Consider the following 25869-nt stretch of genomic DNA (forward strand, 5'->3'; position numbering starts at 1 on the left):
CTTTCAAATTTGAAAGGCTTTTTTTATTTCCTAATATTTTTGTTATTCATTCCCCACTTCAACCTCAACTACAATTGGTTTTTCTTCTTTTTTAAATACATAGGTTAAAAACCACATAATAGTAAACGTAGGGATAATGTCAAAACCTGGAATGGCTTCTTCAATAAAAGATACCACACCAGCAATTTTTCCTTTAGTCCCTTTATACATTTTGCTTATTAAATAAGCAGATGCTGGAGCCCAAATTATATCTATAAAGGTAACCATGCCAATAACATCAAATAATATACTTAAAGCAAGTTTTTTATTTTTACTTAAATTTTCTAAATTCATAAGTGTTTATTTATAAACAATATAACGCAATAAACATACCAAAATTACTTTCCAATTAATTTTAAAAACTCATTTCTAGTTTCAATTTTCTCAAACTGCCCTCTAAATCCAGAAGTTGTTGTAATAGAATTTTGTTTTTGTACACCACGCATCATCATACACATATGTGAAGCCTCAATAACTACAGCAACACCTTGAGGTTTTAAAGTATCATTAATACAATCTAAAACTTGTTCTGTTAATCTTTCTTGTACCTGTAAGCGTCTTGCAAACACGTCTACAATTCTAGGTAATTTACTCAAGCCAACTATATGCCCATTTGGTATGTATGCAATATGGGCTTTCCCAAAAAACGGCAAAATATGATGCTCACAAAGCGAATACAATTCAATATCCTTAACAATAACCATCTCATTGTAAGACTCCTTAAACATGGCACCTTTAAGAATTTCAACTGGATCTTGATGATATCCTTGTGTTAAAAACTGCATAGCTTTTGCGGCACGTTCTGGTGTTTTTAACAAACCATCTCTATCTGTATTTTCACCTAAATCTTCAATAATATTCTTATATCTATCCTTAACATCATCTGTTACTTGTATATTATACTCTTCAACCTTTTTATATGGCATTTTTTAACTTTAATAGTTTAAATAAAAATAGGCAAAAAATATTAGACGTTCTATTCTAACTATAATTTCAAAAAAATGTTAACAATTACTTCGGTTTTTTAACGTTTAGTTATGATTATTACATTTTCAACAACTGTAGTTTTGTTAAAAGTGTAACATTTACTGATAAAACTGGTCTTTGATTTATCAACCAAAGAAAACTAAACTAACTTTAATGAGGCAATTAACTGCGCTCTGCTTTATTTTATTATTCTCTTTTTTAACCTATTCACAGGATAAAAAAACTCTAAACATTGTAAGAACAAACAAAGCACCAAAAATTGATGCAATCTTAAACGACAACGCATGGAAAAATGTAGATGAGGCTAAAGATTTTACTCAATTTAGACCAGAAATGGGTGTTGCAGAAAGAGCACATCAAAAAACAATTGTTAAGATAACTTATGATGACAATGCCATTTATGTTGCTGCATATTTAAAAGATAAACCCGAAAATATTCAAAAACAATTTACAAGTCGAGATAATTTTGGGCAATCAGATTTTTTTGGTGTTGTATTAAATCCAAATAATGATGCACAAAATGATACAGAATTTTTTGTTTTTAGTTCTGGCACTCAAGCTGATGCTATTGCTTCTCCTAGTATTGAAGATGGTGAAGACTTTGGTTGGAATGCAGTTTGGGACAGTGCTGTAAAAATTGTTGATGATGGTTGGATTGTTGAAATGAAAATACCATATAGAGCACTTCGATTTTCCAACGATGATGTTCAAACATGGGGCTTACAATTTCATAGACGTTTTAGGATAGACAACTCGCAATATTCGTGGAATCCCATTGATAGATCAAAGGGTAACATTGGAATTTATCATGGAGAATTAACAGGTATTAAAAATATTAAGCCCCCAACTAGACTAAGTTTCTATCCATTTGTATCTGGAATATCTACATCTTTTGATGGCGAGCATGAAACAGATTTAAACGTAGGTCTAGATGTTAAATATGGCATCACAGAAAACTTTACATTAGATGCTACTCTAATACCCGATTTTAGTCAAGCAGCGTTTGATAATGTAACATTAAACCTTGGTCCATTTGAACAAACTTTTAGTGAACAGCGCCAATTTTTCAAAGAAGGGGTTGACCTATTTAATAAGGGTGATTTGTTTTTTTCAAGACGTATTGGTAGTTCGCCAATTGAACAAGAAAGTATTGAAGACGAACTAATCAGTAACAATAATATTAATGAAGAAATTATAGATAACCCAAGTACAGTTAAAACGCTAAATGCTGTAAAAATTTCTGGGCGTACTAAAAAAGGGTTAGGAGTTGGTTTTTTTAATGCCGTAACAGAAAAAACAGAGGCAAGAATTAAAACTACTGAGTATATTCGAGATCAAACTACTCAAACCATAACAGATAGCATTATTTCGTATAGAAATAGAGTTACAGAATCGTTAGCCAATTATAATATTTTGGTAATCGATCAGCAATTCAACGGGAATTCATCAGTAAGCCTTATTAACACCAACGTTACAAGAAACGGAAGCTATAGAGATGCCAATGTTACAGGGCTTTTAGCAGACATTTCTAATAAGAGAAACACTTACAATGTTAGAGGTCAGGTAAAAATGAGCAATGTCAATTTAAGAGAAGGGAACAGTACTGGCTTAAGTTCTTTTTTTATGATTAGAAAAACGCATGGTAAGTTTAGATATAGTTTCGACCATAGTTTTGCTGATGAAGAATATGATATTAACGATTTAGGGTTAAACAATAGAAACAACTTTAATAACTTTGGTGTTGATGCTTCTTATCAAATATTCGAACCAACAGAGAAATTAAATAGCTTTCGCATTAATACATGGGTAAACTATCGCAGATTGTATAACCCAAGTACGTTTACAGGAACAAACTTTGGTATTCGTTTCAATGCACAAACAAAAAAACTTATGTGGTTTGGTGCTAGAATTAATTTTGAACCTGGTAAGCAATATGATTATTTTGAGCCAAGAGATTTTGAAAACAAACGTTTTTTTATTTATAAAAATGTTGGATTTATTAGTACTTGGCTAGAAACTAATCAAAATAAAACATTTTCTATTGAAACAAGTATAGGAACTTTTACTCTTTTTGATAAGGAACGAGATTTATTTGGTTATAGTTTTGAAATTGAACCTACCTTAAGACTAAATGATAAGTTTAGAATCTCTTATGAGTTAGAATATGAAAACAATAAAGGAAGTCGAGGCTTTGTTGATAATATCAATGACGATATTATATTTGGTGAGCGCGATGTTGTTTCTATCGAAAATGGTCTGTCTGGGGCATATAATTTTAATCCGTTGCATGCATTAAGTTTAACTTTTAGAAACTTTTGGAGTACTGTAAATTATGATTATGACCTATTTGCACTTGAAAGTGATGGCCGTTTATCAACATCCGATGGTTATAATACTGATAGCTTAGAAGAAAGTCCAAATATTAATTTTAATACCTGGAATTTAGATTTGCGTTATTCGTGGCAATTTGCACCAGGTAGTCAATTAACGGCTCTATATAGAAACTCTCTATTTAATTCAGATTCAGCATCTACAGACGACTATTTTAATAGTCTAAGCACTTTATTTGATCAGCCGATACAGCACGTATTTTCGTTGAAGCTTCAATATTTTATTGACTATAATAATTTAAAGAACGTATTCAAGAAGAAAAGTAATAGTTAATCATTGTCTATAAATCTATAAAGTAGTATTTTCATTGTCTAATTATTTTTTATGATTAAAGCGAATAATGTCCATAAATACTTCAACGATTTACATGTTTTAAAAGGTGTAAATATTCATGTAAAAAAAGGTGAGATTGTATCTATAGTTGGTGCTTCTGGTGCTGGAAAAACAACACTATTGCAACTTTTAGGAACCTTAGATAGAGCCTCTTCAAAAGAAGATTTTAATATTACAATAAACAGCACTAATATTAATACACTAAATGATAAAACTTTAGCTAAGTTTAGAAACGAGCATATTGGTTTTATTTTTCAGTTTCATCAATTATTACCAGAATTTACAGCTTTAGAAAACGTATGCTTACCAGCGTTTATAAAGGGAACTAAAAAATCTGATGCCGAAAAACGCGCCAAGGAACTTTTAGATTTTTTAGGACTGTCTCATCGTTACGACCATAAGCCAAATGAACTTTCTGGTGGTGAACAACAACGTGTTGCCGTTGCGAGAGCTTTAATAAACAATCCTGATTTAATTTTTGCTGATGAGCCTTCTGGTAATCTTGATAGTGAATCTGCTGAAACATTACATAGTCTCTTTTTTAAGCTTCGAGAAGAGTTTGGGCAAACGTTTGTAATTGTTACGCATAACGAAGAACTTGCAAATTTAGCCGATAGAAAATTAACCATGGTAGATGGAAAAATTGTTTGATAAGAAAAAAATTATTAAAAAAATATCTTATCTTTTTATTTTAACTGCTCTATGAGTTTTAGCACTTTTTCGAGCGGCTTCAAGAATTTCCATAACAATCATATTATTTTCTAGTGAAGATAAATTAAATGGTTTCAAAACTACATCTTTATTAATAACTGCAGCCAATAACGAAAAAGGATCATTGAAAGGAGGTTTCCTATAATCTAATTTGAATGATTCCTCTTCATAGCCACTATATCCTTCCGAAATACGAATTCGAAAATCTTTATCATTATCCTGATAAATAACACCGTTAACACCATAAATTTCCATGTCCTTTCTTCCTATTGGCCAATTCCATGAAGCTTGAATTATAGCAGTTGAATTATTATAAGTTAAAATTATAGTCGCATCATCATCAACTTCAGGGTTATTTTCTGGCTGCTGCTGCTGGGTTATAGCAGTAACAGATATTGGCTTTTTACCATCATGCAACCAAGTTACAAGGTTAGCACCATAACACCCAAAATCCATAATAGCACCTCCTCCATTTTGAATTGGGTCAATTAACCATTCAAGAAATTCACTATTTACGCCTATTCTTTTTGGTCCTTTATGCCCATCTCTAACTATTACTTTTCTTAGCTCACCAACTTTACCAGATTTTAAAACTTCATAAGCCTTGTGGTTTGTCGGATACCAGGTAGTTTCATAATTGGTAAGTAAATGTATATTATACTTTTTAGCAAGTTTTTCCATTTTTTTAGCATGTTTCAAACTTACTGCCAACGGTTTTTCTACCATAACATGAATTCCTAACGGAGCACATATCTCAACTACTTTTAAATGTCCATAAATTGAATTAAAGGCTGTAACTGCATCTGGTTTTTTAACAGAAATCATTTCCTCAATAGTATTATAAACTATGTCCATTGAATAATTATACATTTTTGAATACCTTTCAGCTAAATCTCTATTAGGCTCTACAATACCAATAATTTGAATATCTCCAATATTTTCTCTTCCTAAAATTTGGTGAACATGACTATGCGATAACCCTACAATTCCAATTTTAATTGCAGTTTTTTGAGCTACAATTTTTGAAGAACATAAAAGAAGTAATAAAAACAGAGAATTAACTAATAAGCTTTTTGTTTTAATAATCATTATAAGTTTATATTTGATTGAATGTACAATTGACAACGTATTTCGCTAAGTTAAAGAATTAAATTTTTCACATTGAATAAAAAAGAGCTTAAAGAGTTTTTAGATACTAAAGTAGTGCAATACAATAACCCTAGGTTTATTGAAAGCGATCCTATTAAAATACCTCATCAATTTAATACAAAAGAAGATATTGAAATTGCTGGATTTTTAACAGCAACAATAGCTTGGGGGAATCGCAAAAGCATTATTAATAATGCAACTAGGTTAATGGGTTTACTTGATAATGCGCCCTACGATTTTGTTTTAAACCATACTGAAACAGATTTAGCAAAACTACAATCTTTTGTACATCGCACATTTAATGGCAATGATTGTATTCAATTTATAAAGTGCCTAAGGCACATTTATTTAAATCACTCTGGTTTAGAGCCTTTGTTCAATAAACACGCCGAAACCAATTCACTACAAAAATCTATTTCAAATTTCAAACTCGTTTTTTTTGAAATTGAGCATTTAAACCGTACTCAAAAGCATGTGAGCGATCCTCTAAAAAACTCAGCTGCTAAACGCATTAATATGTTTTTACGTTGGATGGTTAGAAATGATAATACTGGTGTTGATTTTGGTATTTGGGAGAGTCTCTCTCCTGCTCAATTATCTTGTCCTTTAGATGTACATTCTGGAAATGTTGCCAGAAAATTGGGGCTTTTAAAAAGAAAACAAAATGATGCTAAAGCACTACTAGAGTTAGATACTGCACTTCGTAAGCTGGATGCAAAAGACCCTGTTAAATATGATTTTGCGCTATTTGGTTTAGGTGTGTTCGAAGGCTTTTAGTTTGCGTTAGTGATTGAAACGGCATCCTTTTGCTTTTTTGCAAAAGATATAGTGTAAAGCGCGACCCTTTTGGGTAACGCCATAAAAAAACGATTGACAAACTAATAGTTCATCAATCGTTAATATTATATTACAATTTAAAAGCAATTAGCCTTTTAGCCATGCTTTTCGCAATGCTTTTTGTTCATCGGTAGCATTTTCATTTGGTAAAATACCTTTTCCAGTTGTATACGTTTTAGTTGTTTTTGTTTTAATAACAACTTCTTCTTCTCCTCTATTTAAAACAACCTCTATCTCTTTTCCTGGTTTCCAAGAAAACACCTCTTGTAAAATAGTATTGGCATTTTGCAATGTTAATGCAGTGCCGTTAATAGTTTTTATAACGTCGTTAGGCTGTGCACCATTGTCTGCCCAAAAACTGTTTTTCAATACCATATCTGTAAAAAATATAGTCCCTTTTTGTCCATCTCCACTAACTATTGGTGCACCATTCATTAATATATAATTGGTCTCTACTTTACCCTCTCCAATTTTTAATCCTACTTTTTCGAAAAACTCATTATAGTTTATTGGTATATCACCAATTACATGATCGTTAAAAAAGGTTCTTAGTGATGGATATGTCATAGCTACAATTTCGTCTATAATTTTGTCATCATCAAACGGTTTATTTTTTCCATATTTATTTGATAATTCTTTCATTAAAGATAAAATACCTCGATTACCATTACTTTCTTCGCGCATTAAAATATCTATGCACATCCCAATTAAAGCGCCTTTTTGATAAACGTTTATATATTGATCTTTATATGGTGCTTTTAAAACATTTTCGCTCATGATAGTAAAACTCATGGCGTCGTTCATTTGAGAGGCAGCTTGAATTTTACCCATCATTTTATTATAAAAAGAGGTCTCATCTACTAACCCTTCGCTAATTTGAAATAAAGAGGCAAAATATTCAGTAACGCCCTCATACATCCATAAATGCTTAGAGAATGTTGGGTTGTTATAATCAAAATAATGCACATCTTCAGAGTGCACACTTAGTGGAGTTACAATATGAAAAAACTCATGAGATACAACATCAATCATACCTTCATCAAGAGCTTCTTTGGACATTGACTCTGGCATAACAACTACAGTTGATGTATGATGCTCTAAAGCTCCAAAACCTTTTGGAGAAGTTTCTTTTCCATCAGATAAGTACAAATAAATGTCGTAACGTGGTGTTGTATTAACATCTCCTAAATAAGCCTTTTGAGCTTTCATCATATTATAAATCGTTTCTTTTAACGATTTAGCTGAATGCACCTTGTTTGGTGAGTATACGCTCAAAACTATTTTAATATCGCCTACTAAAAACTCTTCAACATCCATATTTCCATACATCATTGGATTATCTGTAATGTCAAAATATCTAGGGGCAAAATAACTTGTTATTGTGTTTTTACCATCCTCAGTTTGCTTAGAACCGATATTTTGTAATGCAGATGTGCGCGCTAAATCAGTTTTGGCTGTGACATCTAATTTGTATTGATTATTTTTTAGTGAATCAAAATATCCAATAAAACCATGTAAATTCAATACATAATTATTTTCTTCAATATTAGTTCCCGATGGTGAAAACGGAGTTTCTTTGCCTATACCTCCTTCAGCTTCAATATCAAAAGTATCATTTACTAAATAAGTTATTTTATCAAGTTCAGTAGCATTAGCAATCGTCCAAGAATTGTCATCAACTTTAGTAGCTACCATTTCGTTTCCTTTATAATCAAAAGCTTTGAAATCATCAACATAACTTCCAAAATTACTTACTGAATAAGTTCCTTGAACAACTTTTGGTAGTCGATATGTTACCGTTTCAACTGTAAAACGCCCTGGGTTTATGGTAACTGGTGCTTTATCGTCTACGACATTATTTAAATCTATTGCTGTTTCAATTGGTAAGCTTGTTGCTAAATCGTTAACATTATTTTTTGTTGAACCACAACTTGCTAATAAAATACCTGCAAATAATGCAGTTAGTGTTCTATTCTTCATCTCTTTATAAATCTATGTTCTGTTTATTGACGCCGAAAATACCATTATGTTACGACGTCCATTCTTAAGATTCTGTTAAAAAAAGAGGATTTATGTATATTCGTCGCATGCAAAAACCCCTAATAAGTATATTAACACCTTTTAAAAACACAGAAGCGTTTTTAGAAGATTGCCTAAATTCTATTTTGAAACAAACTTATAGCAATTGGGAATTACTGATTGTTGACGATTCTTCTAGTGATTCTAGTAACAAAATAGTTCAATCATTTTCTAAAAAAGATAGTAGAATCATCCTTTTAAAGAATTCTGGAAATGGTATTATTGATGCCTTAAAACTAGCTTTTAAAAAAAGTAAAGGCGAGTTTATTACAAGAATGGATAGTGATGATGTAATGCGGCCTAACAAGTTAGAAGTGTTAGCAAATAAGCTTTTAGCTCACGGAAAAAAACATGTTGCCATAGGTTTGGTTAATTATTTTTCCGAGGAAGGTATAAAAAGTGGTTATAAAAGTTATGAAACTTGGCTGAATGGCTTAACTAAAACTGGTAAAAATTATTCTGAGATTTATAAAGAGTGTGTGATTCCTTCTCCTTGTTGGATGATTCACAGAACAGATTTAATAGCTTGTGATGCTTTTAATCCAAACACCTACCCTGAAGATTACGATTTAGCTTTCAGGTTTTATAAATATAATTACAAATGTATCTCATGTAATGAAGTAATACATGACTGGCGCGATTATAGTTCGCGAACTTCAAGGACACATATACATTATGCCGAAAATCATTTTATAGATTTAAAACTCCACTATTTTTTAGAGCTAGATTACAACACAAACAAAAAGCTTGTGGTATGGGGAGCAGGAAACAAAGGAAAAACTATTGCTAAAAAACTGATTAAAGAAAATATCTCATTTGAATGGATTTGCGATAACCCAAACAAAATTGGACGTGATATTTACGGAAAAATGCTACATTCCTTTAGTTTTTTAGCAACCATTAAAAACCCACAAAGCATAATAACAGTAGCTAATAAAAGTGCCCAAAAAGAGATTAAAGCTTATATGAATAAATTGCAAATGAAGCCTGTTAATGATTATATTTTCTTTTGTTAATTAGCTATAAGCATATTTAAAAATTCATTTGCATTTTCTATATTAGCACAATCTAAAAACGCTATGCAGTTTAAACACCCAGAACTTCTTTACGCACTATTTTTACTGCTAATTCCTATTATTGTTCATTTATTTCAACTCAGAAAGTTTAAAAAAGTAGCTTTTACCAATGTGGCATTTTTAAAAGAAGCAACACTTAAAACACGTAAAAACTCTCAAATAAAAAAATGGTTAGTGTTATGTACAAGGTTGCTGCTATTAGCTTCTATTATATTTGCTTTTGCACAACCATTTACTTCAAAAATTGATGCAATAAATATAAAAAAAGAAACCGTTATTTACTTAGATAACTCTTTTAGTATGCAAGCTAAAGGTAATAAAGGAGAGCTATTAAAACGTGCTGTTCAAGACATTATAAACAACGTGCCAGAGAACGAAAACATCTCATTATTTACAAACGATGCTGTTTATAAAAACACAACCATTAAAGCTATAAAAAATGATTTGTTACAGCTAGATTATACAGCAAATACTTTAACCATAGAAGCAGCATTATTAAAAAGTAATACATTGTTAAAAAATAAAACTAATAGTTTAAACAACATAGTTTTTGTTTCTGATTTTCAATATAATACAAGTGACTTAACTATTAAAAATGATTCATTAGTAAATCTACATTTTGTTAAGTTACAACCAGTAAATTCAAATAACATTTCTATAGATAGCACTTATATTTCTAATATATCGCCAACAAATATTGAGCTTACTGTACAATTAAAGAAAAACGGAGAAAAAATTGAAAGTGTTCCAGTGTCATTATTCAATAATGATAATTTAATTGCTAAAACTTCAGTAGAGCTTAATGATAAAGCTTCTACTATATTTACACTTCCTACCTATAATTCCATTAAAGGAAAAATTGTTATTGATGATATAAACTTGAGGTTTGATAATAGCCTGTATTTTAGCATTAGTAGTGAATCAAAGATTAATGTGTTGTCTATTAATGAAAATGACGATTCATTTTTAAAACGGATATACAATACTGTTGAGTTTAATTACACATCAACTTCAACAAATCAGTTAAACTACAATCTTATAGATAATCAGCACATCATTATATTAAATGAATTAAGTTCTATTCCAAACGCATTAATTTCTACAATTAAAGCTTTTACAAATCAAGGTGGGTCTCTAATTATTATTCCTTCAACAGGCATTACAAAATCATCTTATGATGCCTTACTTTTAAACTATAATACCTCATTTAACAATTTAATAGAAACTAAAAAACAAATTACAAATATAAATTACTCACATCCTTTATATAGCAAAGATGTATTTGAAAAACAAGTGAGTAATTTTCAATATCCAAAAGTAAATAGCTTTTACAATGTGTCTTCAAGTGGTGCCTCAGCAGTTTTGAGCTATGAAGATGACAAAGCATTTTTGTATCAAAATAAAAACACTTTTATATTTTCAACAGCTTTAAATAGTGATAATTCAAACTTTAAAAATTCTCCTTTAATAGTTCCAACATTTTATAATATAGCTAAATCTAGTTTTAAAATCCCACAATTGTATTACACTATTGGAGAAGAAAACAGATTTGATGTTGATACTCAATTACAACAAGATGATATTTTATCATTAGTAAATAACTATATAAATATTATCCCTAAACAACAATATTTTAATAACAAAGTGATTATAAACACCTCAGAAAATCCGTTATTATCTGGTACTTATTCAATAAAAAACAGAACCATTGATATTGCAAACGTTAGCTACAATTACAATAGAAATGAAAGCCGTTTAGTTTACAATAATCTTTCAAACTTAAAAGATATTTCAGTAAGTGATTCTGTTACTAAAATTTTTGACACTATAAAAAGTGACTCAAAAATTAATGCCTTATGGAAATGGTTTGTTATTTTTGCACTAGCGTTATTGATTATTGAAATGCTCATCTTAAAATATTTTAAATGAACATACTTATAAAGTCTGCTACAATCATAGATTCTAAAAGTGAGTTTCACAACACAACTCAAGATTTATTAATTGAAAAAGGTGTAATTTCAAAAGTTGGAAAAAACCTAAAAAATCCAAAAAATTATCGAGAAATAAAATTAGACAACCTACACATATCTCAAGGTTGGTTTGATAGTAGTGTGTGTTTTGGAGAACCTGGTTTTGAAGAGCGTGATACTATTGCTAACGGGCTTAAGACTGCTGCTAGTTCTGGTTTTACTGGTATAGCTATGAATGCTAATACAAACCCTGTAATAGATTCTAATTCTGACATAACATTTGTAAACTCAAAATCAGCCAACAATGCAGTGTCTTTATTACCAATTGGTGCGCTTACTGTAAATAGCAAAGGTGAAGATTTAGCAGAACTATTTGACATGAATAATGCTGGATCCGTTGCTTTTTACGATTATAAAAAGCCTGTATCAAACCCAAATTTAATGAAGATTGCGTTGCAATATGCTAGTAATTTTGGCGGCTTGGTTTGCTCATTTCCTCAAGAAAATAAAATTTCTGGTCAGGGTGTTATGAATGAAAACATAACAAGTACTTCTTTAGGCTTAAAAGGGAATCCTGCCTTAGCAGAAGAATTACAGATAGTTCGAGATTTATTTTTACTAGAATATACAGGAGGAAAATTACATATTCCAACTATTTCGACTGCAAAGTCGGTTGAATTAATTAGAGACGCTAAAAAGAAAAAGCTAGATGTAAGTTGTAGCGTTGCCATACATAATTTGTATTTTACTGATGATACTTTAACAGATTTCAATACATATTTTAAAGTATTACCTCCATTACGGGTACAGCAAGATGTTGATGCTTTAATTGAAGGTATAAAAGACGGCACAATAGATATGGTCACTAGTGACCACAACCCAATAGATATTGAGCAAAAGAAAGTGGAGTTTGATCATGCAGACTATGGTACTATTGGGCTCGAATCTGCTTTTGGAGCTTTACAAAATATATTTACAACTAAAAAAACAATTGAAATTTTAATCAAAGGAAAGTCTCGTTTTGGGTTAGACCAAACTCCAATTAATATTGGAAACACGGTAAATATTACACTTTTTAATCCAGATTCAAAATATACTTTTACTAAGAACGACATTATTTCGAAATCTAAAAATACCATCTTTGAAAACGAAAATTTAAAAGGAAAAGTTTATGGTATTATTTCGAATAATAAAGTTTCTATAAACTCTTAATTATGACAAAACAAGATATTGAAGAAGGCAAAAGCTTAGCCATTGTTGGCTATTTAGCAATTATAGGTATTATCATTGCATATTTTTTAAATAACGATAAAAAAAACCCTTTTACCAGTTTTCATATAAGACAATCTATTGGCTTATGGCTCATGTTTCATTTACTTGGTTTTGTTGCTACCTCTTTTGATAGTTGGGGTGTAAGCTCCGGTTTTTACTTGTTTTTTTGTGTACTTTTTATCTATGGGTTAATTGGAGCCATTAGTGGCAAAGCTCAAACCATACCTCTATTGGGCGAGTTATTTCAAAAATGGTTTAGTAATATAGGCAGATAAATGATAAATACTTCACTCTCTTTACAACACATAATTCGTAAATCTACTTTAACAGAAAATGCACCATTATTAATTATGATGCACGGTTATGGTAGTGATGAAAATGATTTGTTTTCATTTGCTAACGAACTGCCAGAAGAATTGTTTATCATTTCTGTAAAAGCACCTAACCCTATGCACCCTTACGGTAATGCTTGGTATGCAATTAATTTTGATGCAGAAAAAGGTAAATGGAATGATAATGAGCAAGCCAAAGAATCGCTAGATTTAATCGCTACTTTTATAAATGAAGCTGTAAGCAACTACCCTGTAAACAAAAACAATGTTTCTCTTTTAGGGTTTAGCCAAGGTTCAATTTTAAGTTATGCTGTTGCATTAACTTATCCAGAAAAAGTAAAGAATATTATAGCACTTAGTGGTTATATTAATCATGATATTCTTCCTCAAGATATAAAACAAAAAGATTTTTCTAATTTAGATTTTTATAGTTCTCATGGAAGTGTCGATCAAGTTATTCCTGTAGATTGGGCTAGACAAAACTCGCCTTTTTTAAACTCATTAAATATTAAAAACACCTATTCGGAATTCCCTGTTGGTCATGGAGTAGCTCCACAAAATTTTTACGAATTTAAAGATTGGTTGAGTAAACGAATTTAATTAACTATCTAATTCCTTGAAGATTCTCTTACTATAAGTTTGTGACGTAAACTTATAGCGTTTGTTTCTTGTAAGTTAATATTCCCTTTTATTTGATTAATAATACTCTCACCAGCCAAAAGTCCCATATTATAACCAGGATACTCTATGGTGCTCAATGTTGGTGTAACTAATACAGATATTGGATCATTATTAAAACCAACAATTTTTAAGTCTTCTGGGATATTATAATTTTCTTTTTTTAATTCCTTTATACAATGAGCTGCAAATGAATCGGCCAAAATAAATAAACCATCTACAGGCTCATCCATATTCTTTATATAACCAAGGACATCACTAGTGTTTTTTGGTTCCATAGTAGTTTCAAAAATACAATCAGTACTAAACTTATATTTGTTAGCTTTCAATGCTTTTTTATAACCCAAAACCCGATCGGCATAAACATTTCTTTTTAGATTTCCAGTAATGACTATTATATTCTTACATCCTTGTTGTATCAAATGGTCGGTAGCATCGTAACCAGCTTGAACATTATCAATAACAATGGTCGGGCAATTTGGTAATACATGAACCCGATCCATAAAAATTAATGGTATTTTAGATTTAATAAATGGCGTGAAATGATCGTAGTTTTCAGTATTGAAAGCCAAGGAAACCAAGATAGCATCAATCCCGCTATTATAAAGTGTTTTAGCATTTAGCTTTTCCTTTTCCATCGATTCTAAAGATTGGCTAATAATTAAATTATAACCTGCTTCATTGGCGACCTTTTCTACACCAGCCAAAAGTGTAGACATAAAATATGAATCTAATTTTGGTATAATTACCCCTATTGTATTAGATTTTTGTGTACGTAAATTAACAGCAAACTTATTTACTTTATATCCCAATTCATTAGCCTTCAAAACAACCTTGTCTTTAGTTTTTTTACTAATTGAAGGATGGTTGTTCAAACTTCTACTAATAGTTCCTGGTGAAACATTTAGTTCTTTAGCCAAATCATATATGGTTATTTTTTTCTCCACGCCTTATAAAAATTTCGTAACAAATTTATAGTAATATTATTAAGTAATTATAGTTTTTACAAAAAATCCGTGCAACAAATCAAAACAATAATAAGTAAAAATAAAGTATAAAATCTTTATTTTTAAACTATTCATATTAAAAAACAACCAAAAAGCTACACTTTTTAATAAAAATTATATTTATAAATATATTATTTCGTTAAATTAATGCAATCGGTTGCGTAAATTATTCATATCATATATATTTGTTATCTTAATAACGTATTAAGGCAAATATTGAATTGATATTATGTACAAATCAATTTCAACTTTGTTAAATAAACTATCAGCAATTAAATCAAATGAGATTAAAACTATTATTTTCTATTTTGCCTTTTCTCTTTTTTAATTGTTCTGAAGAGTTACTTAGGTTTTCAGTAAACTCTGGAAACTATGATCGGTCTGATTGCCCAGTTTCCACACCACTCCCATCACTAGAGTTTGATCATAAAAAAATACAATTAGTAGAATTAGTTGGTACTACTATAAAACCGGTTCCTTTTCAATTTGATAGAAATACAAACAACCTTTGGTTTATATTAGATGGATTAACGCCCAAAGAAACCGTTAGGCATTTTGCAATAGTAGAAAGCAAGGAGAAAATCGAAAATCAGCAAATTCAAATTAGTAAAGAAAAAGGTGCTTTTCAATTTAAGTATAAAGAGCAGCCCATTTTAAATTATCAATTCGGAATGGTTTATCCACCAAAAGGCGTAGATGAGGCTTATAAAAAGTCTGGATTTTTACATCCCGTCTTTTCACCAGAAGGTGAAATATTAACTAGAATCCAAGCACCAGACCATTACCATCATTATGGAATTTGGGGTCCATGGACGAAAACTAACATTAATGGCAGATCAGTTGATTTTTGGAACTTAGGAAAGAAGCAAGGAACTGTTTTATTTAAATCTTTTTTAAACGAAGTTCAAGGAGATGTTTATAGTAGTTTTATCGCATTACAAGAGCATCTAGATTTTAAAGCTGTAGAAAAAAACAGAACTGCAATAAATGAAGAATTGGAAGTAAAAGTTTGGAATATTGAATCTGAAAATAAATTTTGGTTGGTTGATTACACTACAAAAATTAAAAGCCCTCTTGATTCAGGTATTCTTCTTGATGCCTATCGCTATGGTGGTGGAATAGGGTTTAGAGCTACTGAAAAATGGCATAAAAACAATGCTTCTGTATTAACCTCAGCAGGTAAAGATCGTTTGTCTGCTGATGGAAGTTCTGCCAAATGGGTAATAATTGAAGGTGAATCTAAAACTAAAAAAGGTCGAAGTGGTATCTTATTCATGGGGTTTCCAGATAATAAGGAATTCCCAGAGCCTATGAGAGTTTGGCCAGTAGATGCTAATGATGGAAGAGGTGATATGTTTTTTGAATTTTGCCCAATTCGTCATGTAGAATGGAAAATAGAAAGTAAAAAGCAATATAGTTTAAATTACCGCTTGCTTATTTTTGATGGTGAAATTACAGCTGAACAAGCTGAAATACACTGGCAAGGATTTGCTAACCCACCAAACACAACGATAATATCTAATAAAATAAAAAAATGAAAAAAATACTCATATCCATTTTCTGCATATTTACTCTAACCAATATACACGCTAATAATGAAGTAATAAAGAAAGTCTTAATATTTACAAAAAATGGATTGTCATTAAATGGAAAAAAAGGATATGTTCATGAAAATATCCCAAACAGCATTAAAGCTTTGCAAGAAATTTGTAAACTCGAAAAAATAGAAACCGTTGCAAGTGAAGATGCATCACTGTTTACAGATGAGACCTTAGCTCAATTTGACGCTATTATCTTTTCAAATGCCAATAACGAAGTTTTTGATACCGAAGAGCAAAAGCAGGCCTTTCAAAGATATATTAGAAATGGTGGTGGTTTTATTGGTATTCATTCTGCAAATGCAGTAGAAAGAGGTTGGCCGTGGTATTGGGCTCTAATTGGTGGAAAGTTTGTGAGACATGCTCCTCACCAAGAGTTTGACGTAATAGTAACAAACCCCAGTCACCCATCAACAGAGTTTTTAGGCAAGAAATGGACAGTAAATGACGAGTGCTACTATTCAAATAATTTAAATCCAGATATAAATGTATTACTTTCAGCAGATATGACAACTGTTGAAGACAAAAAGAAGTCAGAATATCCTAATAACATTTTTGGAAACTACTTTCCAATATGTTGGTCTCACGAATTCGAAGGTGGTCGTCAATGGTATACAGCATTAGGTCATGATTCAGAAATGTATGATGATCCTATATTTAGGAAGCATCTAAAAGGAGGCATTTTATGGGTACTTAATAAAAAATAATTTAATATAAATATGGCATTTAAAATTTAAATAAATAACACATGGAACGTAGAAATTTTATAAAGAAGACAGTAACTGGCGGCGCAGCAACACTATTGGCACCAACAATATTACCTTCAAATGTATTTGGACAAACTATTGCTAATAGAAAAGTTAATGTTGGCCAAATTGGATGTGGAAGAATTGCAAGAGACCATGATATGCCTGGAGTTATGCAATATGACAATGCTAGAATGATAGCTGTTTGTGATGTTGATAGTAATAGAGCAAAAGATGCCAAGGTATTAGTACAAAAATATTATGCTAAAAAAACTGGGAGCGATAAAACCGTAGACGTCAAAGTATATGAAGATTATAAAGACCTACTAATGAATCCAGAAATTGATGCAGTTGTTATTAGTACTCCAGATCATTGGCATTCGCAACCTGCCATTGAAGCTGCGTTAGCTGGTAAAGATGTATATCTTCAAAAGCCAACATCTTTAACCTTAGAAGAAGGTAGAATATTAGTAGATATTATAAAAAAGAAAGGAACAATTCTTCAAGTAGGAACACAACAAAGAGCAATGCCGCAATTTAGAATTGCTGCTGAATTGGTCAGAAATGGCAGAATTGGAAAAATCCATACGGTTAAAATTGGTTTACCTGGTGACCCAGCTGGACCAGTAGCTCCTAAAATGCCTATACCAACCAATTTAAACTATGATATGTGGTTAGGCTCTACTCCCGAAATTCCTTATACAGAAATTGGAGTGCATCCACAAAAAGGTTACGGCAGACCAGGTTGGCTAAGACAGGAGCAGTTTGGGTCTGGAATGATTACAGGATGGGGACAGCATCATTATGATTCTGCTGCATGGGGAATGGATACTGAGTTAACAGGGCCTATTTCTGTTGAATCAATTGCAGAATTTCCTAAATCGGGTCTGTGGAATGTACACGGAGATTTTATGGCTAAAGCTGAATATGCAAATGGTATTACTATGTACACTAGTGGAGGTTATACCAATGGTATAAAGTATATTGGAGATGATGGCTGGATTTTTGTTTCTAGAGGTAGTTATACGGCATCAGCTTCTGATCCAGTATCAAAGGATAAAAGTTCAAAGGCATTGAATGCTAGTAATCCAAGTATTTTAAAGTCTGTAATTGGTCCAAATGAAATTCATCTAAAAAAAATTGATGAGCAGCATGGCGATTGGTTAAATAGTATAGAAAGTAGAAAAGACCCTATTTCTGATGTAGAAAAAGGTCATAGAGCCTGTAGTATTTGCTTAATTACTCATATTTCAATGAAATTAGGTCGAAAATTACACTGGAATCCTGAAAAGGAAATATTTGTTAATGATGCTGAAGCCAATAATATGCTTAAACGTTCACAACGTTTTCCTTATGGAGTAAACAGTATTAAGGGACTATAGACCAAAATTGTTTTTTGTAGCGGTAATAGCTTTCATAAATTAAATTCAATAAATATATTTTCAATGAAGTATTTAGCAGTTATATATAGCCTCTTTTTTGTTGCTTGCATAGGCAAATCTGAAAATAAAGAAACACCTAAAGAAAGTGACAACAATAAAGGTAAAATTACTTTAATGACATTAAATCCTGGACATTTTCATGCCGCATTAGTTCAAAAATCGATGTATAAACAAGTAAATAATAATGTTTATGTATATGCGCCAAAAGGACCAGATATTAAAGACCATCTTGCACGTATAGAAGGTTTTAATACTAGAGAAGAAAACCCAACACAATGGGTAGAAAATGTTTATGAAGGCAATGACTACCTACAAAAAATGATGTCTGAAAAACCTGGAAATGTTATGGTAGTTTCTGGTAAGAATAATAAAAAAATAGAATACATTAAAGCAGCTATTGATGCAGGAATTCATGTATATGCCGATAAGCCAATGGTTATAAATCCTGAAGGGTTTAAGGTTTTAGAAAACATTTTTAAAACTGCTGCTGAGAAAGGTTTATTGGTTTATGATATCATGACAGAACGTTTTGAGATTACTACAATACTACAGCGTGAGCTTTCTATGAACACTAGTGTTTTTGGAACATTAGTAGATGGCACTCCTGAAAAACCCGCTATAACTAAAGAAAGTGTACATCATTTTTTTAAATACGTTTCTGGTAAACCTTTAAAAAGACCAGATTGGTTTTTTGATACTAAGCAACGTGGAGAAGGATTAAATGATGTATCTACGCATTTGGTAGATTTAGTGCAATGGGAAGCTTTTCCTAATGTTATATTGAAAAAATCTGACATTAAAATTATTAATGCTAAACATTGGACAACTAGTCTATCAAAAAAAATGTTTAAAAAAGTAACCGGTGCCGATAAATTTCCAGATTTTTTAAAAAAAGACTTGGATGGAGAATTACTTAGTATAAACTGTAACGGTTCTATAATTTATAAAATAAAAGGAAAAATAGCTAAGACATCTGTTATATGGAATTTTCAAGCCCCAGAAGGAACAGGAGATACTCATTATAGTATAATGAGAGGAACCAAATGCGATTTAATTATAAAGCAAGGTGCAGAAGAAAATTACAAGCCAAAATTATATATTAAAATGAATGCTAATGAAGACGAATCTAAGTTTGAAGAAAACTTAAAAACTGCTATTAGTACAACTATCAATCAAAAATATTCAGGAGTAAAACTAGAAAGGCTTGATAATAAAACCTGGTTTTTAGATATTCCTCAAGAATACAAAATTGGTCACGAGCAACATTTTGAACAGGTTACAACAAACTTCTTAAAATATCTAAAAGAAGACAACATGCCTGCTTGGGAAATTCCAAATATGATTGTTAAGTATTACACTACTTCTGAAGCGTTTAAATTTGCAAATAAAAATTAGTAATCTAAATCTTTTATTGAAGCTATAACATATTAATTTATCACTAATCTAAATCCTTCTCCATGAATATTAAGTATTTCTACTTTTTCATCTAATTTTAAATACTTACGTAATTTAGCAATATAAACATCCATACTACGAGAAGTAAAGTAATTATCGTCTCTCCATATTTTAGTAAGTGCTAGTTCACGCGGCATTAAATCATTTTCATGCAAGGCTAATAAACGCAATAATTCGTTTTCTTTAGGTGATAGTTTTATTGGGTCTCCACCATCAAAACGTAAAAAACGTAACTTGGAATTTAAATCGAAGCTTCCAATTTTAAATTCAAATTGTTTACTATCAGAAATAGTTTCAGTAGCTTTACGTTGCATTATAGCTTTTATTTTCATTAAAAGCACTTCGCTATCAAAAGGTTTATTTAAATAATCATCTGCTCCTACTTTATAACCTTTTAAAACATCTTCTTTCATTGCTTTAGCTGTCAAAAATACTATTGGTACATCAGTGTTTTTTTCCCTTATTTCTTTAGCTAAAGTAAAACCGTCTTTATAAGGCATCATAACATCAAGAATGCATAAATCGAAATCGTCCTTTTTAAACTTTTCGAAACCTTCCATACCATTTTTAGCATGAACAACATCGTAATCGTTCATTATTAAATAATCTTTAAGAACAGTTCCAAAATTTGGATCGTCTTCTACTAATAAAATTCTCTTTTTTTGCTCTTCCATGTTTATGTTATTATAGGAAGCTTTATTATAAATGTGCTCCCTTTTCCTTTTTCACTTTCAACCGTTACATAACCTTGATGGTCATCTACTATACGTTTTACATAAGCTAAGCCCAACCCGTGACCTTTAACATTATGTATGTTTCCTGTATGTTCTCTATAAAATTTTTCGAACACACGCTTTAAGGCAGCTTTACTCATTCCGCTACCATGATCTTTTATTTTTAATAAAATATTGGTTCCAATATTTTCTGTAATAACTTCAATTTTTAAAATATCTGGAGAATATTTAATAGCATTATCCAGAATATTAACGATAACATTAGTAAAGTGCATTTCACTTGCTAAAACTGACGATTTCTCAGCATTTAGGTATGTTTCAATCGTTCCATTTCTATCTTCAATCAAAAGCTGCACATGTGTTAATGCATCTTCGATTAAGTCGTGCAACTCAACTCTATCCTTACTAATATTTAGTTCATTTTTTTCTAGTTTAGATATTCTTAAAACATTTTCAACCTGAGCATGCATTCGTTTGTTTTCTTCTTTTATCATATTAAGATAACGTATAACCTTATCTTTATCTTCAATAATCTTTGGATTTTTTATGGCATCTAAAGCTAAATTTATTGTAGCAATAGGTGTTTTAAACTCATGTGTCATGTTATTAATAAAGTCAGTTTTAATTTGAGATATTTTGCGCTGCTTAACTAATTGATATAAAGCACTTGAATATGCTAAAATAATAACTGATGTAAAAATTATAGATAACAAAATCATACCCATAATAGACGACAAAATAAACTTTTTGTCATCAGGAAAGTTTACTAATAATTTATAGCTACTTTGATTATTTTCATTAGGAAAAATTGGAACTTTAAACGTTGATGCTTCGTCTCTTTCAAATCCATCACTATGCACTTTAGTTGCTAAACCGTTACTATAAATAGCAAACTCAAAATCAATATCAACCTCACCTTCTTTTAATTTATTTTCAAGTAGTTTCTCTATTTCTGCTGATGAAATCCTTTTGTGAACAGGTTTTCTTGACAACATAGCTTTAAAACTTTTCTCAAGACTGTTTTTTTGAGCTTCAGCGATACTACCACTATTAACAATACTTAGTATTGGGCTTTTTGATAAATCTCTTTCTGAAAACTCTATATCATTAAATACTTGAATTTGAGATTCGCCAAGTATATTTTGAACATTAATACTATCTAAACCAATGTCAAAGAGCGATGAAGACAATTTATAGTTCTCTTCTAAAACTCCACTTCTGTAAATAAGTGTTTCTTTTGTGTTATTATTTTGTTGATAGATAAATAGCTGAGAAACTGCTGCTGAATCACTCTTTTTTTCTTTATCTAATCTTTGATATCTCTGAAAAAGCTTTTCAAATTCATCATCTCCTATTTTATTAGAAACTGCATATAAAGCCCTAGTTACACTAGATTTAAAACGTTTTTCTTCATTATCAACAGAATCCTTAATATAATAAGCTTGAACGAATATGATACCTATAAGGGACAAACTCATTAAAAGTACCAATAGGATGAATATTCTTTTGCTCATCATTCAAAATTAACATTTTAACATTTAGCTCAGATATCATTTAACCTTACATTAACAAAAATGTTAAAGTTTATGGATTAAATGCATTTTTTTAAGATTTCTTCATGCACTTTAACAACTTGTTTTTTTGTGCTTTCGAGTGTAGTATTATCAATAACAAAGTCGGATAGTTTTATTTTATCGTCATCACTCCATTGATTTTTTATAATAGCATTAAGCTTATTTCTTGTGGTATGGTCTCTTTTTAGCAATCGTTCAATTCTCAACTCAAAAGGAGCGATAACTGTAATTACATAGTCGCACTGTTTGTTTCCTCCGTTTTCAAATAGTATAGCAACTTCTTTTATTACGTATGGCGCAACTTGTTTTAATGTCCACTTTTCAAAATGTCTAGCAACTCTAGGGTGTATAATAGCATTCATTTTTTTTAAATAACTGCTATCATTAAAAATAATGTTTGCAATAAATGATTTATTTAATTCTCCATTTACATATGCTTTATTTCCAAAAAGCTGAATAAGTTTTCTTTTAATAACTTTAGATTTATGCATCAATTTTTTAGCTTCTTCATCAGCTATATAAACAGGTATCCCTAGTGCCAAAAATTGTTTAGCTACTGTAGTTTTACCACTACCAATTCCTCCTGTTAATCCAACAATAATCATTCTATTATAATAAATTCAATTTGTTGTTGTCCAATTTTCGCGTGCTTCACCGTTTCTGGAGACTTTGTCAATTCTGGCAACAAAAAAGATTGATTGCTAGTCGTTTTATTAAAATCACATTCTACTTTAAAGTCTTTGACCCCAATTGCTTTAAAATTCTTTAAACTGGTGTAATAAACAACATTTATCGTTTTTGGAAAGTACTTTAACGTTTTGTTATTTGGTCCATTTTTTATACTTACAGGTACTTTTAATGTGCCTTCAGTAAATTTTTCAACGTTTGCTGTTAAATTAATTGTTTTATTGGAAAACTTTAAATCATTACTATTCTCTGGCAAATTCAATTTAACTATTTTGTTTATATCAGATTTAACATTATCCATTTCAACAAGTTCGGTTTCAATATTATTTACCTGTGATGCTAATACATGTGGCCCTATAACTTCTATAGAATCTGGAGTGATTTCATATTGTTCTGCTATATCAAACCCCAAACTAAACTTTATATTACTATTAAAAACCACAGGTACTTTTTTAACCAAATTTGTATCATACCTAAATACTAAAGTGTCAGGAGAAATATTTAGCAATTCAACTTGCTTACCAAATTGTGTACTAGCCAATAAATACGCTTTAGATTTACTCCAAACAAAAGTCGAATCAATTTTAATGACATCTTTAGCAAAATCAATTGTAACCTTTGGTTTATTAAAATAGTAAGTAAGCCATTTAAAACCATGTGTTTTAAGTGTGATATTTAATATAGCACTCGAATCATTAAGAATAACACTTTCCTGTGGTACATTACTTTTATTAATATTAAAGGCAACTGTATTAGTGTATTCTTTTGATAGTTTTGTAAAGATTAAAATGATAAACGCCAAAAACAAAAACAAAAAAAACACATTTATTTTTCTATTTTTAATTGATGAGGATATATCTGATTTTATTTTCTTTCTCATTTTGATTTAAAGAATAATTCTGGAAAATGTATCTCTGGTTTCTTTTTAAATATACCAATAGCAAAAGTAGATTTTAAAAACCCGTATCCATACCCAAAAAACTGAACGCTAATAGCTGCTATAGATAAAAAAGACACAACAATATTTTTTGTTGATACTAAAGCTGCCAAAAAAGCTATTACAAAATACAACATATAAGCTATTAGTCCCCATTTTACTTTAACAAAAAAAAGCAAGACAGATAGTAAAAACCCAATACAAAATAACGTCGGGAACCAATATGTTATTTTTTTAGTTGAAGGATGCCATACGTTTAAAATTGGACGAACTAAACCAAACTTGTGGACTTGCTTATAAAATTTACTCCAAGAAATACGACGTTTATGATACACAAAAGCTTCTGAGATTAACCCAGTCTTAAAACCTAAATTCCATAATCTTATCGATAAATCTGGGTCTTCACCTGGGTGAATACGCCCAAACCCTTTTGAGGCAATAAACGCTTCTTTTGAAATACCCATGTTAAAACTACGTGGTTGAAAGGTATCAATACTCTTTTTATTACCTCGAATGCCTCCAGTAGTAATAATTGATGTCATTGAGAAATTAATAGCCTTTTGAAGGTTTGTAAACGACTTGTGTGCCGCATCTGGACCTCCAAAACAGTCTACATAATTTGTATTTAAGCCTTTTTCAACTTCGTTTAAATAATTGGCTGGTAAAATACAATCGGAATCTAAAATGATAAAATAATTTCCTTTAGCATGTAGCATTCCAAAATTACGAGAATCTCCCGGACCTGAATTCTCTTTGAAATAATATGATATATTAAGCTTACCCTTATAAGCTTCAATAGCTTTTTTTGATGATATGGTTGAGCCATCTTCAACAATTACTATTTCATATTCAGTTGTAGAATCCAACTCAACAAAACTTTGGAGAAGCTCTTCAATTTCGTCAGGACGATTATAAACAGGAATGATAAAAGAAAACCGTAATTGCATACAACAAATGTAACTAATCCAAATAAAAAAGCCATCGTAAAAACGATGGCTCATTTTAATATTTTAATATCATTCTTCTCCAGTAAAAGTACTCATAACGGCATCACTAACTCCCATATTACTAAAACCTCCATCATTATAAAGGTTTTGTAAAGTAACACGCTTTGTTAAATCGCTAAATAATGATACGGTATAGTTTGCACAATCTAATGCCGTAGCATTTCCAAGCGGTGACATTTTATCTGCATAAGCTATAAATCCATCAAATCCTTTTACCCCACTACCAGCTGTAGTTGGCGTTGGAGATTGAGAAATGGTATTAACACGTACTTTTTTATCGCGCCCAAAAAAGTAACCAAAACTACGTGCTACACTTTCTAAGTATGCTTTATTATCAGCCATATCATTATAATCTGGAAACACCCGTTGCGCTGCCATATAAGTTAGAGCTACAATACTCCCCCATTCATTCATAGCATCAGCTTTATAAAGAGTTTGCATTACTTTATGAAAAGACATTGCCGAAACATCGGTTCCTTTTTGCGTCCATGCATAATTTTGGTCTGTATAATGTTTTCCTTTTCTAACATTTATTGACATCCCTATAGAGTGCAAAACAAAGTCTATTTTGCCACCAAGAATTTCCATAGACTGTGCAACCAAATTTTGTAAATCTTCCTCAGATGTGGCATCGGCAGGAATAATTTGAGAACCCGTTTTTTTGGCTAACTCATTAATTTGCCCCATGCGCATTGCTACTGGAGCATTGGTTAACACAAACTGCCCACCTTCTTCATGAACTCGTTCTGCAGTTTTCCAAGCAATTGAGTTAGCGTCTAGTGCTCCAAAAATAATTCCCTTTTTTCCTTTTAATAAATTATATGACAT

At 30.7% G+C, this 25869-nt stretch carries 23 protein-coding genes; 12 read left to right on the forward strand and 11 right to left on the reverse strand.

Features of this window, described 5'->3' with window-relative positions; translation table 11 throughout:
* Window positions 1-42: 42 nt before the first annotated feature.
* Both M3P09_RS13095 and folE read right to left on the reverse strand, forming a co-directional pair.
* On the reverse strand, window positions 43-333 hold the full coding sequence (locus M3P09_RS13095) for a hypothetical protein (protein WP_099563202.1): 291 nt from the start codon (window positions 331-333) through the stop codon (window positions 43-45).
* A gap of 44 nt (window positions 334-377) precedes the next feature.
* Window positions 378-965 (reverse strand): GTP cyclohydrolase I FolE, encoded by a 588-nt coding sequence (gene folE / locus M3P09_RS13100; RefSeq protein WP_249973480.1) that lies wholly within the window; start codon window positions 963-965, stop codon window positions 378-380.
* A 214-nt stretch (window positions 966-1179) separates the two neighbouring features.
* On the opposite strand from folE, the gene M3P09_RS13105 reads away from it, so the two are divergent.
* Both M3P09_RS13105 and M3P09_RS13110 read left to right on the forward strand, forming a co-directional pair.
* Entirely contained in the window at window positions 1180-3690 is a 2511-nt protein-coding gene (locus tag M3P09_RS13105) for a DUF5916 domain-containing protein (protein ID WP_249973481.1), read from the forward strand.
* A 51-nt stretch (window positions 3691-3741) separates the two neighbouring features.
* Window positions 3742-4401, forward strand: coding sequence for an ABC transporter ATP-binding protein (locus tag M3P09_RS13110; protein ID WP_249973482.1), 660 nt, complete (start codon window positions 3742-3744; stop codon window positions 4399-4401).
* Between the two features lie 27 nt (window positions 4402-4428).
* Here the strand turns inward: M3P09_RS13110 and M3P09_RS13115 are convergent, their stop codons facing one another.
* Window positions 4429-5550 carry a Gfo/Idh/MocA family protein gene (locus tag M3P09_RS13115; RefSeq protein ID WP_249973483.1) on the reverse strand — a complete coding sequence of 374 codons (1122 nt, stop codon included), beginning with the start codon at window positions 5548-5550 and terminating at the stop codon, window positions 4429-4431.
* Between the two features lie 72 nt (window positions 5551-5622).
* Here M3P09_RS13115 and M3P09_RS13120 point away from each other — a divergent pair, with 72 nt between their 5' ends.
* Window positions 5623-6387, forward strand: a complete 765-nt coding sequence (locus tag M3P09_RS13120; RefSeq protein ID WP_099563207.1) for a TIGR02757 family protein — start codon at window positions 5623-5625, stop codon at window positions 6385-6387.
* Window positions 6388-6534: 147 nt separating this feature from the next.
* On the opposite strand, the gene M3P09_RS13125 is transcribed toward M3P09_RS13120, so the two are convergent.
* The gene (locus M3P09_RS13125; protein WP_099563208.1) at window positions 6535-8427 is read right to left on the reverse strand and encodes a M61 family metallopeptidase; all 1893 of its coding nucleotides are present in this window, start codon (window positions 8425-8427) and stop codon (window positions 6535-6537) included.
* Between the two features lie 107 nt (window positions 8428-8534).
* Here M3P09_RS13125 and M3P09_RS13130 point away from each other — a divergent pair, with 107 nt between their 5' ends.
* The 5 genes from M3P09_RS13130 (at window position 8535) to M3P09_RS13150 (ending at window position 13776) form a co-directional block, all read left to right on the forward strand.
* Window positions 8535-9542 carry a glycosyltransferase family 2 protein gene (locus M3P09_RS13130; protein WP_099563209.1) on the forward strand — a complete coding sequence of 336 codons (1008 nt, stop codon included), beginning with the start codon at window positions 8535-8537 and terminating at the stop codon, window positions 9540-9542.
* 63 nt (window positions 9543-9605) lie between these two features.
* Window positions 9606-11531 carry a vWA domain-containing protein gene (locus tag M3P09_RS13135; protein ID WP_249973484.1) on the forward strand — a complete coding sequence of 642 codons (1926 nt, stop codon included), beginning with the start codon at window positions 9606-9608 and terminating at the stop codon, window positions 11529-11531.
* Window positions 11528-12784 (forward strand): dihydroorotase, encoded by a 1257-nt coding sequence (locus tag M3P09_RS13140; protein WP_249973485.1) that lies wholly within the window; start codon window positions 11528-11530, stop codon window positions 12782-12784. The genes M3P09_RS13135 and M3P09_RS13140 overlap by 4 nt, the downstream gene beginning before the upstream one ends.
* 2 nt (window positions 12785-12786) lie before the next feature.
* Window positions 12787-13119 (forward strand): hypothetical protein, encoded by a 333-nt coding sequence (locus M3P09_RS13145; RefSeq protein ID WP_249973486.1) that lies wholly within the window; start codon window positions 12787-12789, stop codon window positions 13117-13119.
* Window positions 13120-13776 (forward strand): alpha/beta hydrolase, encoded by a 657-nt coding sequence (locus M3P09_RS13150; RefSeq protein ID WP_249973487.1) that lies wholly within the window; start codon window positions 13120-13122, stop codon window positions 13774-13776.
* 8 nt (window positions 13777-13784) lie between these two features.
* Here M3P09_RS13150 and M3P09_RS13155 read toward each other — a convergent pair whose 3' ends face one another.
* Window positions 13785-14801, reverse strand: a complete 1017-nt coding sequence (locus M3P09_RS13155; protein ID WP_249973488.1) for a LacI family DNA-binding transcriptional regulator — start codon at window positions 14799-14801, stop codon at window positions 13785-13787.
* A 341-nt stretch (window positions 14802-15142) separates the two neighbouring features.
* Here M3P09_RS13155 and M3P09_RS13160 point away from each other — a divergent pair, with 341 nt between their 5' ends.
* The 4 genes from M3P09_RS13160 (at window position 15143) to M3P09_RS13175 (ending at window position 20042) form a co-directional block, all read left to right on the forward strand.
* Window positions 15143-16399 carry a DUF6807 domain-containing protein gene (locus M3P09_RS13160; protein ID WP_249973489.1) on the forward strand — a complete coding sequence of 419 codons (1257 nt, stop codon included), beginning with the start codon at window positions 15143-15145 and terminating at the stop codon, window positions 16397-16399.
* Window positions 16396-17166 carry a ThuA domain-containing protein gene (locus M3P09_RS13165; protein WP_249973490.1) on the forward strand — a complete coding sequence of 257 codons (771 nt, stop codon included), beginning with the start codon at window positions 16396-16398 and terminating at the stop codon, window positions 17164-17166. The genes M3P09_RS13160 and M3P09_RS13165 overlap by 4 nt, the downstream gene beginning before the upstream one ends.
* 41 nt (window positions 17167-17207) lie before the next feature.
* The gene (locus M3P09_RS13170) at window positions 17208-18587 is read left to right on the forward strand and encodes a Gfo/Idh/MocA family protein (RefSeq protein ID WP_249973491.1); all 1380 of its coding nucleotides are present in this window, start codon (window positions 17208-17210) and stop codon (window positions 18585-18587) included.
* A gap of 63 nt (window positions 18588-18650) precedes the next feature.
* Complete coding sequence (locus tag M3P09_RS13175) at window positions 18651-20042, forward strand: putative oxidoreductase C-terminal domain-containing protein (protein ID WP_249973492.1); 1392 nt, start codon at window positions 18651-18653, stop codon at window positions 20040-20042.
* A gap of 32 nt (window positions 20043-20074) precedes the next feature.
* Here the strand turns inward: M3P09_RS13175 and M3P09_RS13180 are convergent, their stop codons facing one another.
* From M3P09_RS13180 to M3P09_RS13205, 6 genes are all read right to left on the reverse strand, one after another.
* A complete protein-coding gene (locus tag M3P09_RS13180; RefSeq protein WP_099563219.1) occupies window positions 20075-20776 on the reverse strand; it encodes a response regulator transcription factor in 702 nt (233 codons plus the stop codon).
* A gap of 2 nt (window positions 20777-20778) precedes the next feature.
* Complete coding sequence (locus M3P09_RS13185; RefSeq protein WP_347709811.1) at window positions 20779-22353, reverse strand: sensor histidine kinase; 1575 nt, start codon at window positions 22351-22353, stop codon at window positions 20779-20781.
* A 74-nt stretch (window positions 22354-22427) separates the two neighbouring features.
* The gene (coaE, locus tag M3P09_RS13190; RefSeq protein ID WP_249973493.1) at window positions 22428-23015 is read right to left on the reverse strand and encodes a dephospho-CoA kinase; all 588 of its coding nucleotides are present in this window, start codon (window positions 23013-23015) and stop codon (window positions 22428-22430) included.
* A complete protein-coding gene (locus tag M3P09_RS13195) occupies window positions 23012-23977 on the reverse strand; it encodes a YbbR-like domain-containing protein (RefSeq protein ID WP_249973494.1) in 966 nt (321 codons plus the stop codon). Before M3P09_RS13195 ends, coaE begins: the two co-directional genes overlap by 4 nt.
* Complete coding sequence (locus tag M3P09_RS13200) at window positions 23974-24981, reverse strand: glycosyltransferase family 2 protein (RefSeq protein WP_249973530.1); 1008 nt, start codon at window positions 24979-24981, stop codon at window positions 23974-23976. Before M3P09_RS13200 ends, M3P09_RS13195 begins: the two co-directional genes overlap by 4 nt.
* Before the next feature lie 69 nt (window positions 24982-25050).
* A complete protein-coding gene (locus M3P09_RS13205; protein WP_099563224.1) occupies window positions 25051-25869 on the reverse strand; it encodes an enoyl-ACP reductase FabI in 819 nt (272 codons plus the stop codon).

The organism is Jejuia spongiicola, assembly GCF_023502325.1.
In the GTDB taxonomy this organism is placed as follows: domain Bacteria; phylum Bacteroidota; class Bacteroidia; order Flavobacteriales; family Flavobacteriaceae; genus Wocania_A; species Wocania_A spongiicola.

Excerpts from the sequence above, each read along its gene's own strand:
- M3P09_RS13095 (WP_099563202.1), bottom strand. The coding sequence starts at position 333 with ATGAATTTAGAAAATTTAAGTAAAAATAAAAAACTTGCTTTAAGTATA.
- folE (WP_249973480.1), bottom strand. The coding sequence starts at position 965 with ATGCCATATAAAAAGGTTGAAGAGTATAATATACAAGTAACAGATGAT.
- M3P09_RS13105 (WP_249973481.1), top strand. The coding sequence starts at position 1,180 with ATGAGGCAATTAACTGCGCTCTGCTTTATTTTATTATTCTCTTTTTTA.
- M3P09_RS13110 (WP_249973482.1), top strand. The coding sequence starts at position 3,742 with ATGATTAAAGCGAATAATGTCCATAAATACTTCAACGATTTACATGTT.
- M3P09_RS13115 (WP_249973483.1), bottom strand. The coding sequence starts at position 5,550 with ATGATTATTAAAACAAAAAGCTTATTAGTTAATTCTCTGTTTTTATTA.
- M3P09_RS13125 (WP_099563208.1), bottom strand. The coding sequence starts at position 8,427 with ATGAAGAATAGAACACTAACTGCATTATTTGCAGGTATTTTATTAGCA.
- M3P09_RS13130 (WP_099563209.1), top strand. The coding sequence starts at position 8,535 with ATGCAAAAACCCCTAATAAGTATATTAACACCTTTTAAAAACACAGAA.
- M3P09_RS13135 (WP_249973484.1), top strand. The coding sequence starts at position 9,606 with ATGCAGTTTAAACACCCAGAACTTCTTTACGCACTATTTTTACTGCTA.
- M3P09_RS13140 (WP_249973485.1), top strand. The coding sequence starts at position 11,528 with ATGAACATACTTATAAAGTCTGCTACAATCATAGATTCTAAAAGTGAG.
- M3P09_RS13145 (WP_249973486.1), top strand. The coding sequence starts at position 12,787 with ATGACAAAACAAGATATTGAAGAAGGCAAAAGCTTAGCCATTGTTGGC.
- M3P09_RS13150 (WP_249973487.1), top strand. The coding sequence starts at position 13,120 with ATGATAAATACTTCACTCTCTTTACAACACATAATTCGTAAATCTACT.
- M3P09_RS13160 (WP_249973489.1), top strand. The coding sequence starts at position 15,143 with ATGAGATTAAAACTATTATTTTCTATTTTGCCTTTTCTCTTTTTTAAT.
- M3P09_RS13165 (WP_249973490.1), top strand. The coding sequence starts at position 16,396 with ATGAAAAAAATACTCATATCCATTTTCTGCATATTTACTCTAACCAAT.
- M3P09_RS13170 (WP_249973491.1), top strand. The coding sequence starts at position 17,208 with ATGGAACGTAGAAATTTTATAAAGAAGACAGTAACTGGCGGCGCAGCA.
- M3P09_RS13175 (WP_249973492.1), top strand. The coding sequence starts at position 18,651 with ATGAAGTATTTAGCAGTTATATATAGCCTCTTTTTTGTTGCTTGCATA.
- M3P09_RS13180 (WP_099563219.1), bottom strand. The coding sequence starts at position 20,776 with ATGGAAGAGCAAAAAAAGAGAATTTTATTAGTAGAAGACGATCCAAAT.
- M3P09_RS13185 (WP_347709811.1), bottom strand. The coding sequence starts at position 22,353 with ATGATGAGCAAAAGAATATTCATCCTATTGGTACTTTTAATGAGTTTG.
- coaE (WP_249973493.1), bottom strand. The coding sequence starts at position 23,015 with ATGATTATTGTTGGATTAACAGGAGGAATTGGTAGTGGTAAAACTACA.
- M3P09_RS13195 (WP_249973494.1), bottom strand. The coding sequence starts at position 23,977 with ATGAGAAAGAAAATAAAATCAGATATATCCTCATCAATTAAAAATAGA.
- M3P09_RS13200 (WP_249973530.1), bottom strand. The coding sequence starts at position 24,981 with ATGCAATTACGGTTTTCTTTTATCATTCCTGTTTATAATCGTCCTGAC.
- M3P09_RS13205 (WP_099563224.1), bottom strand. The coding sequence starts at position 25,869 with ATGTCATATAATTTATTAAAAGGAAAAAAGGGAATTATTTTTGGAGCA.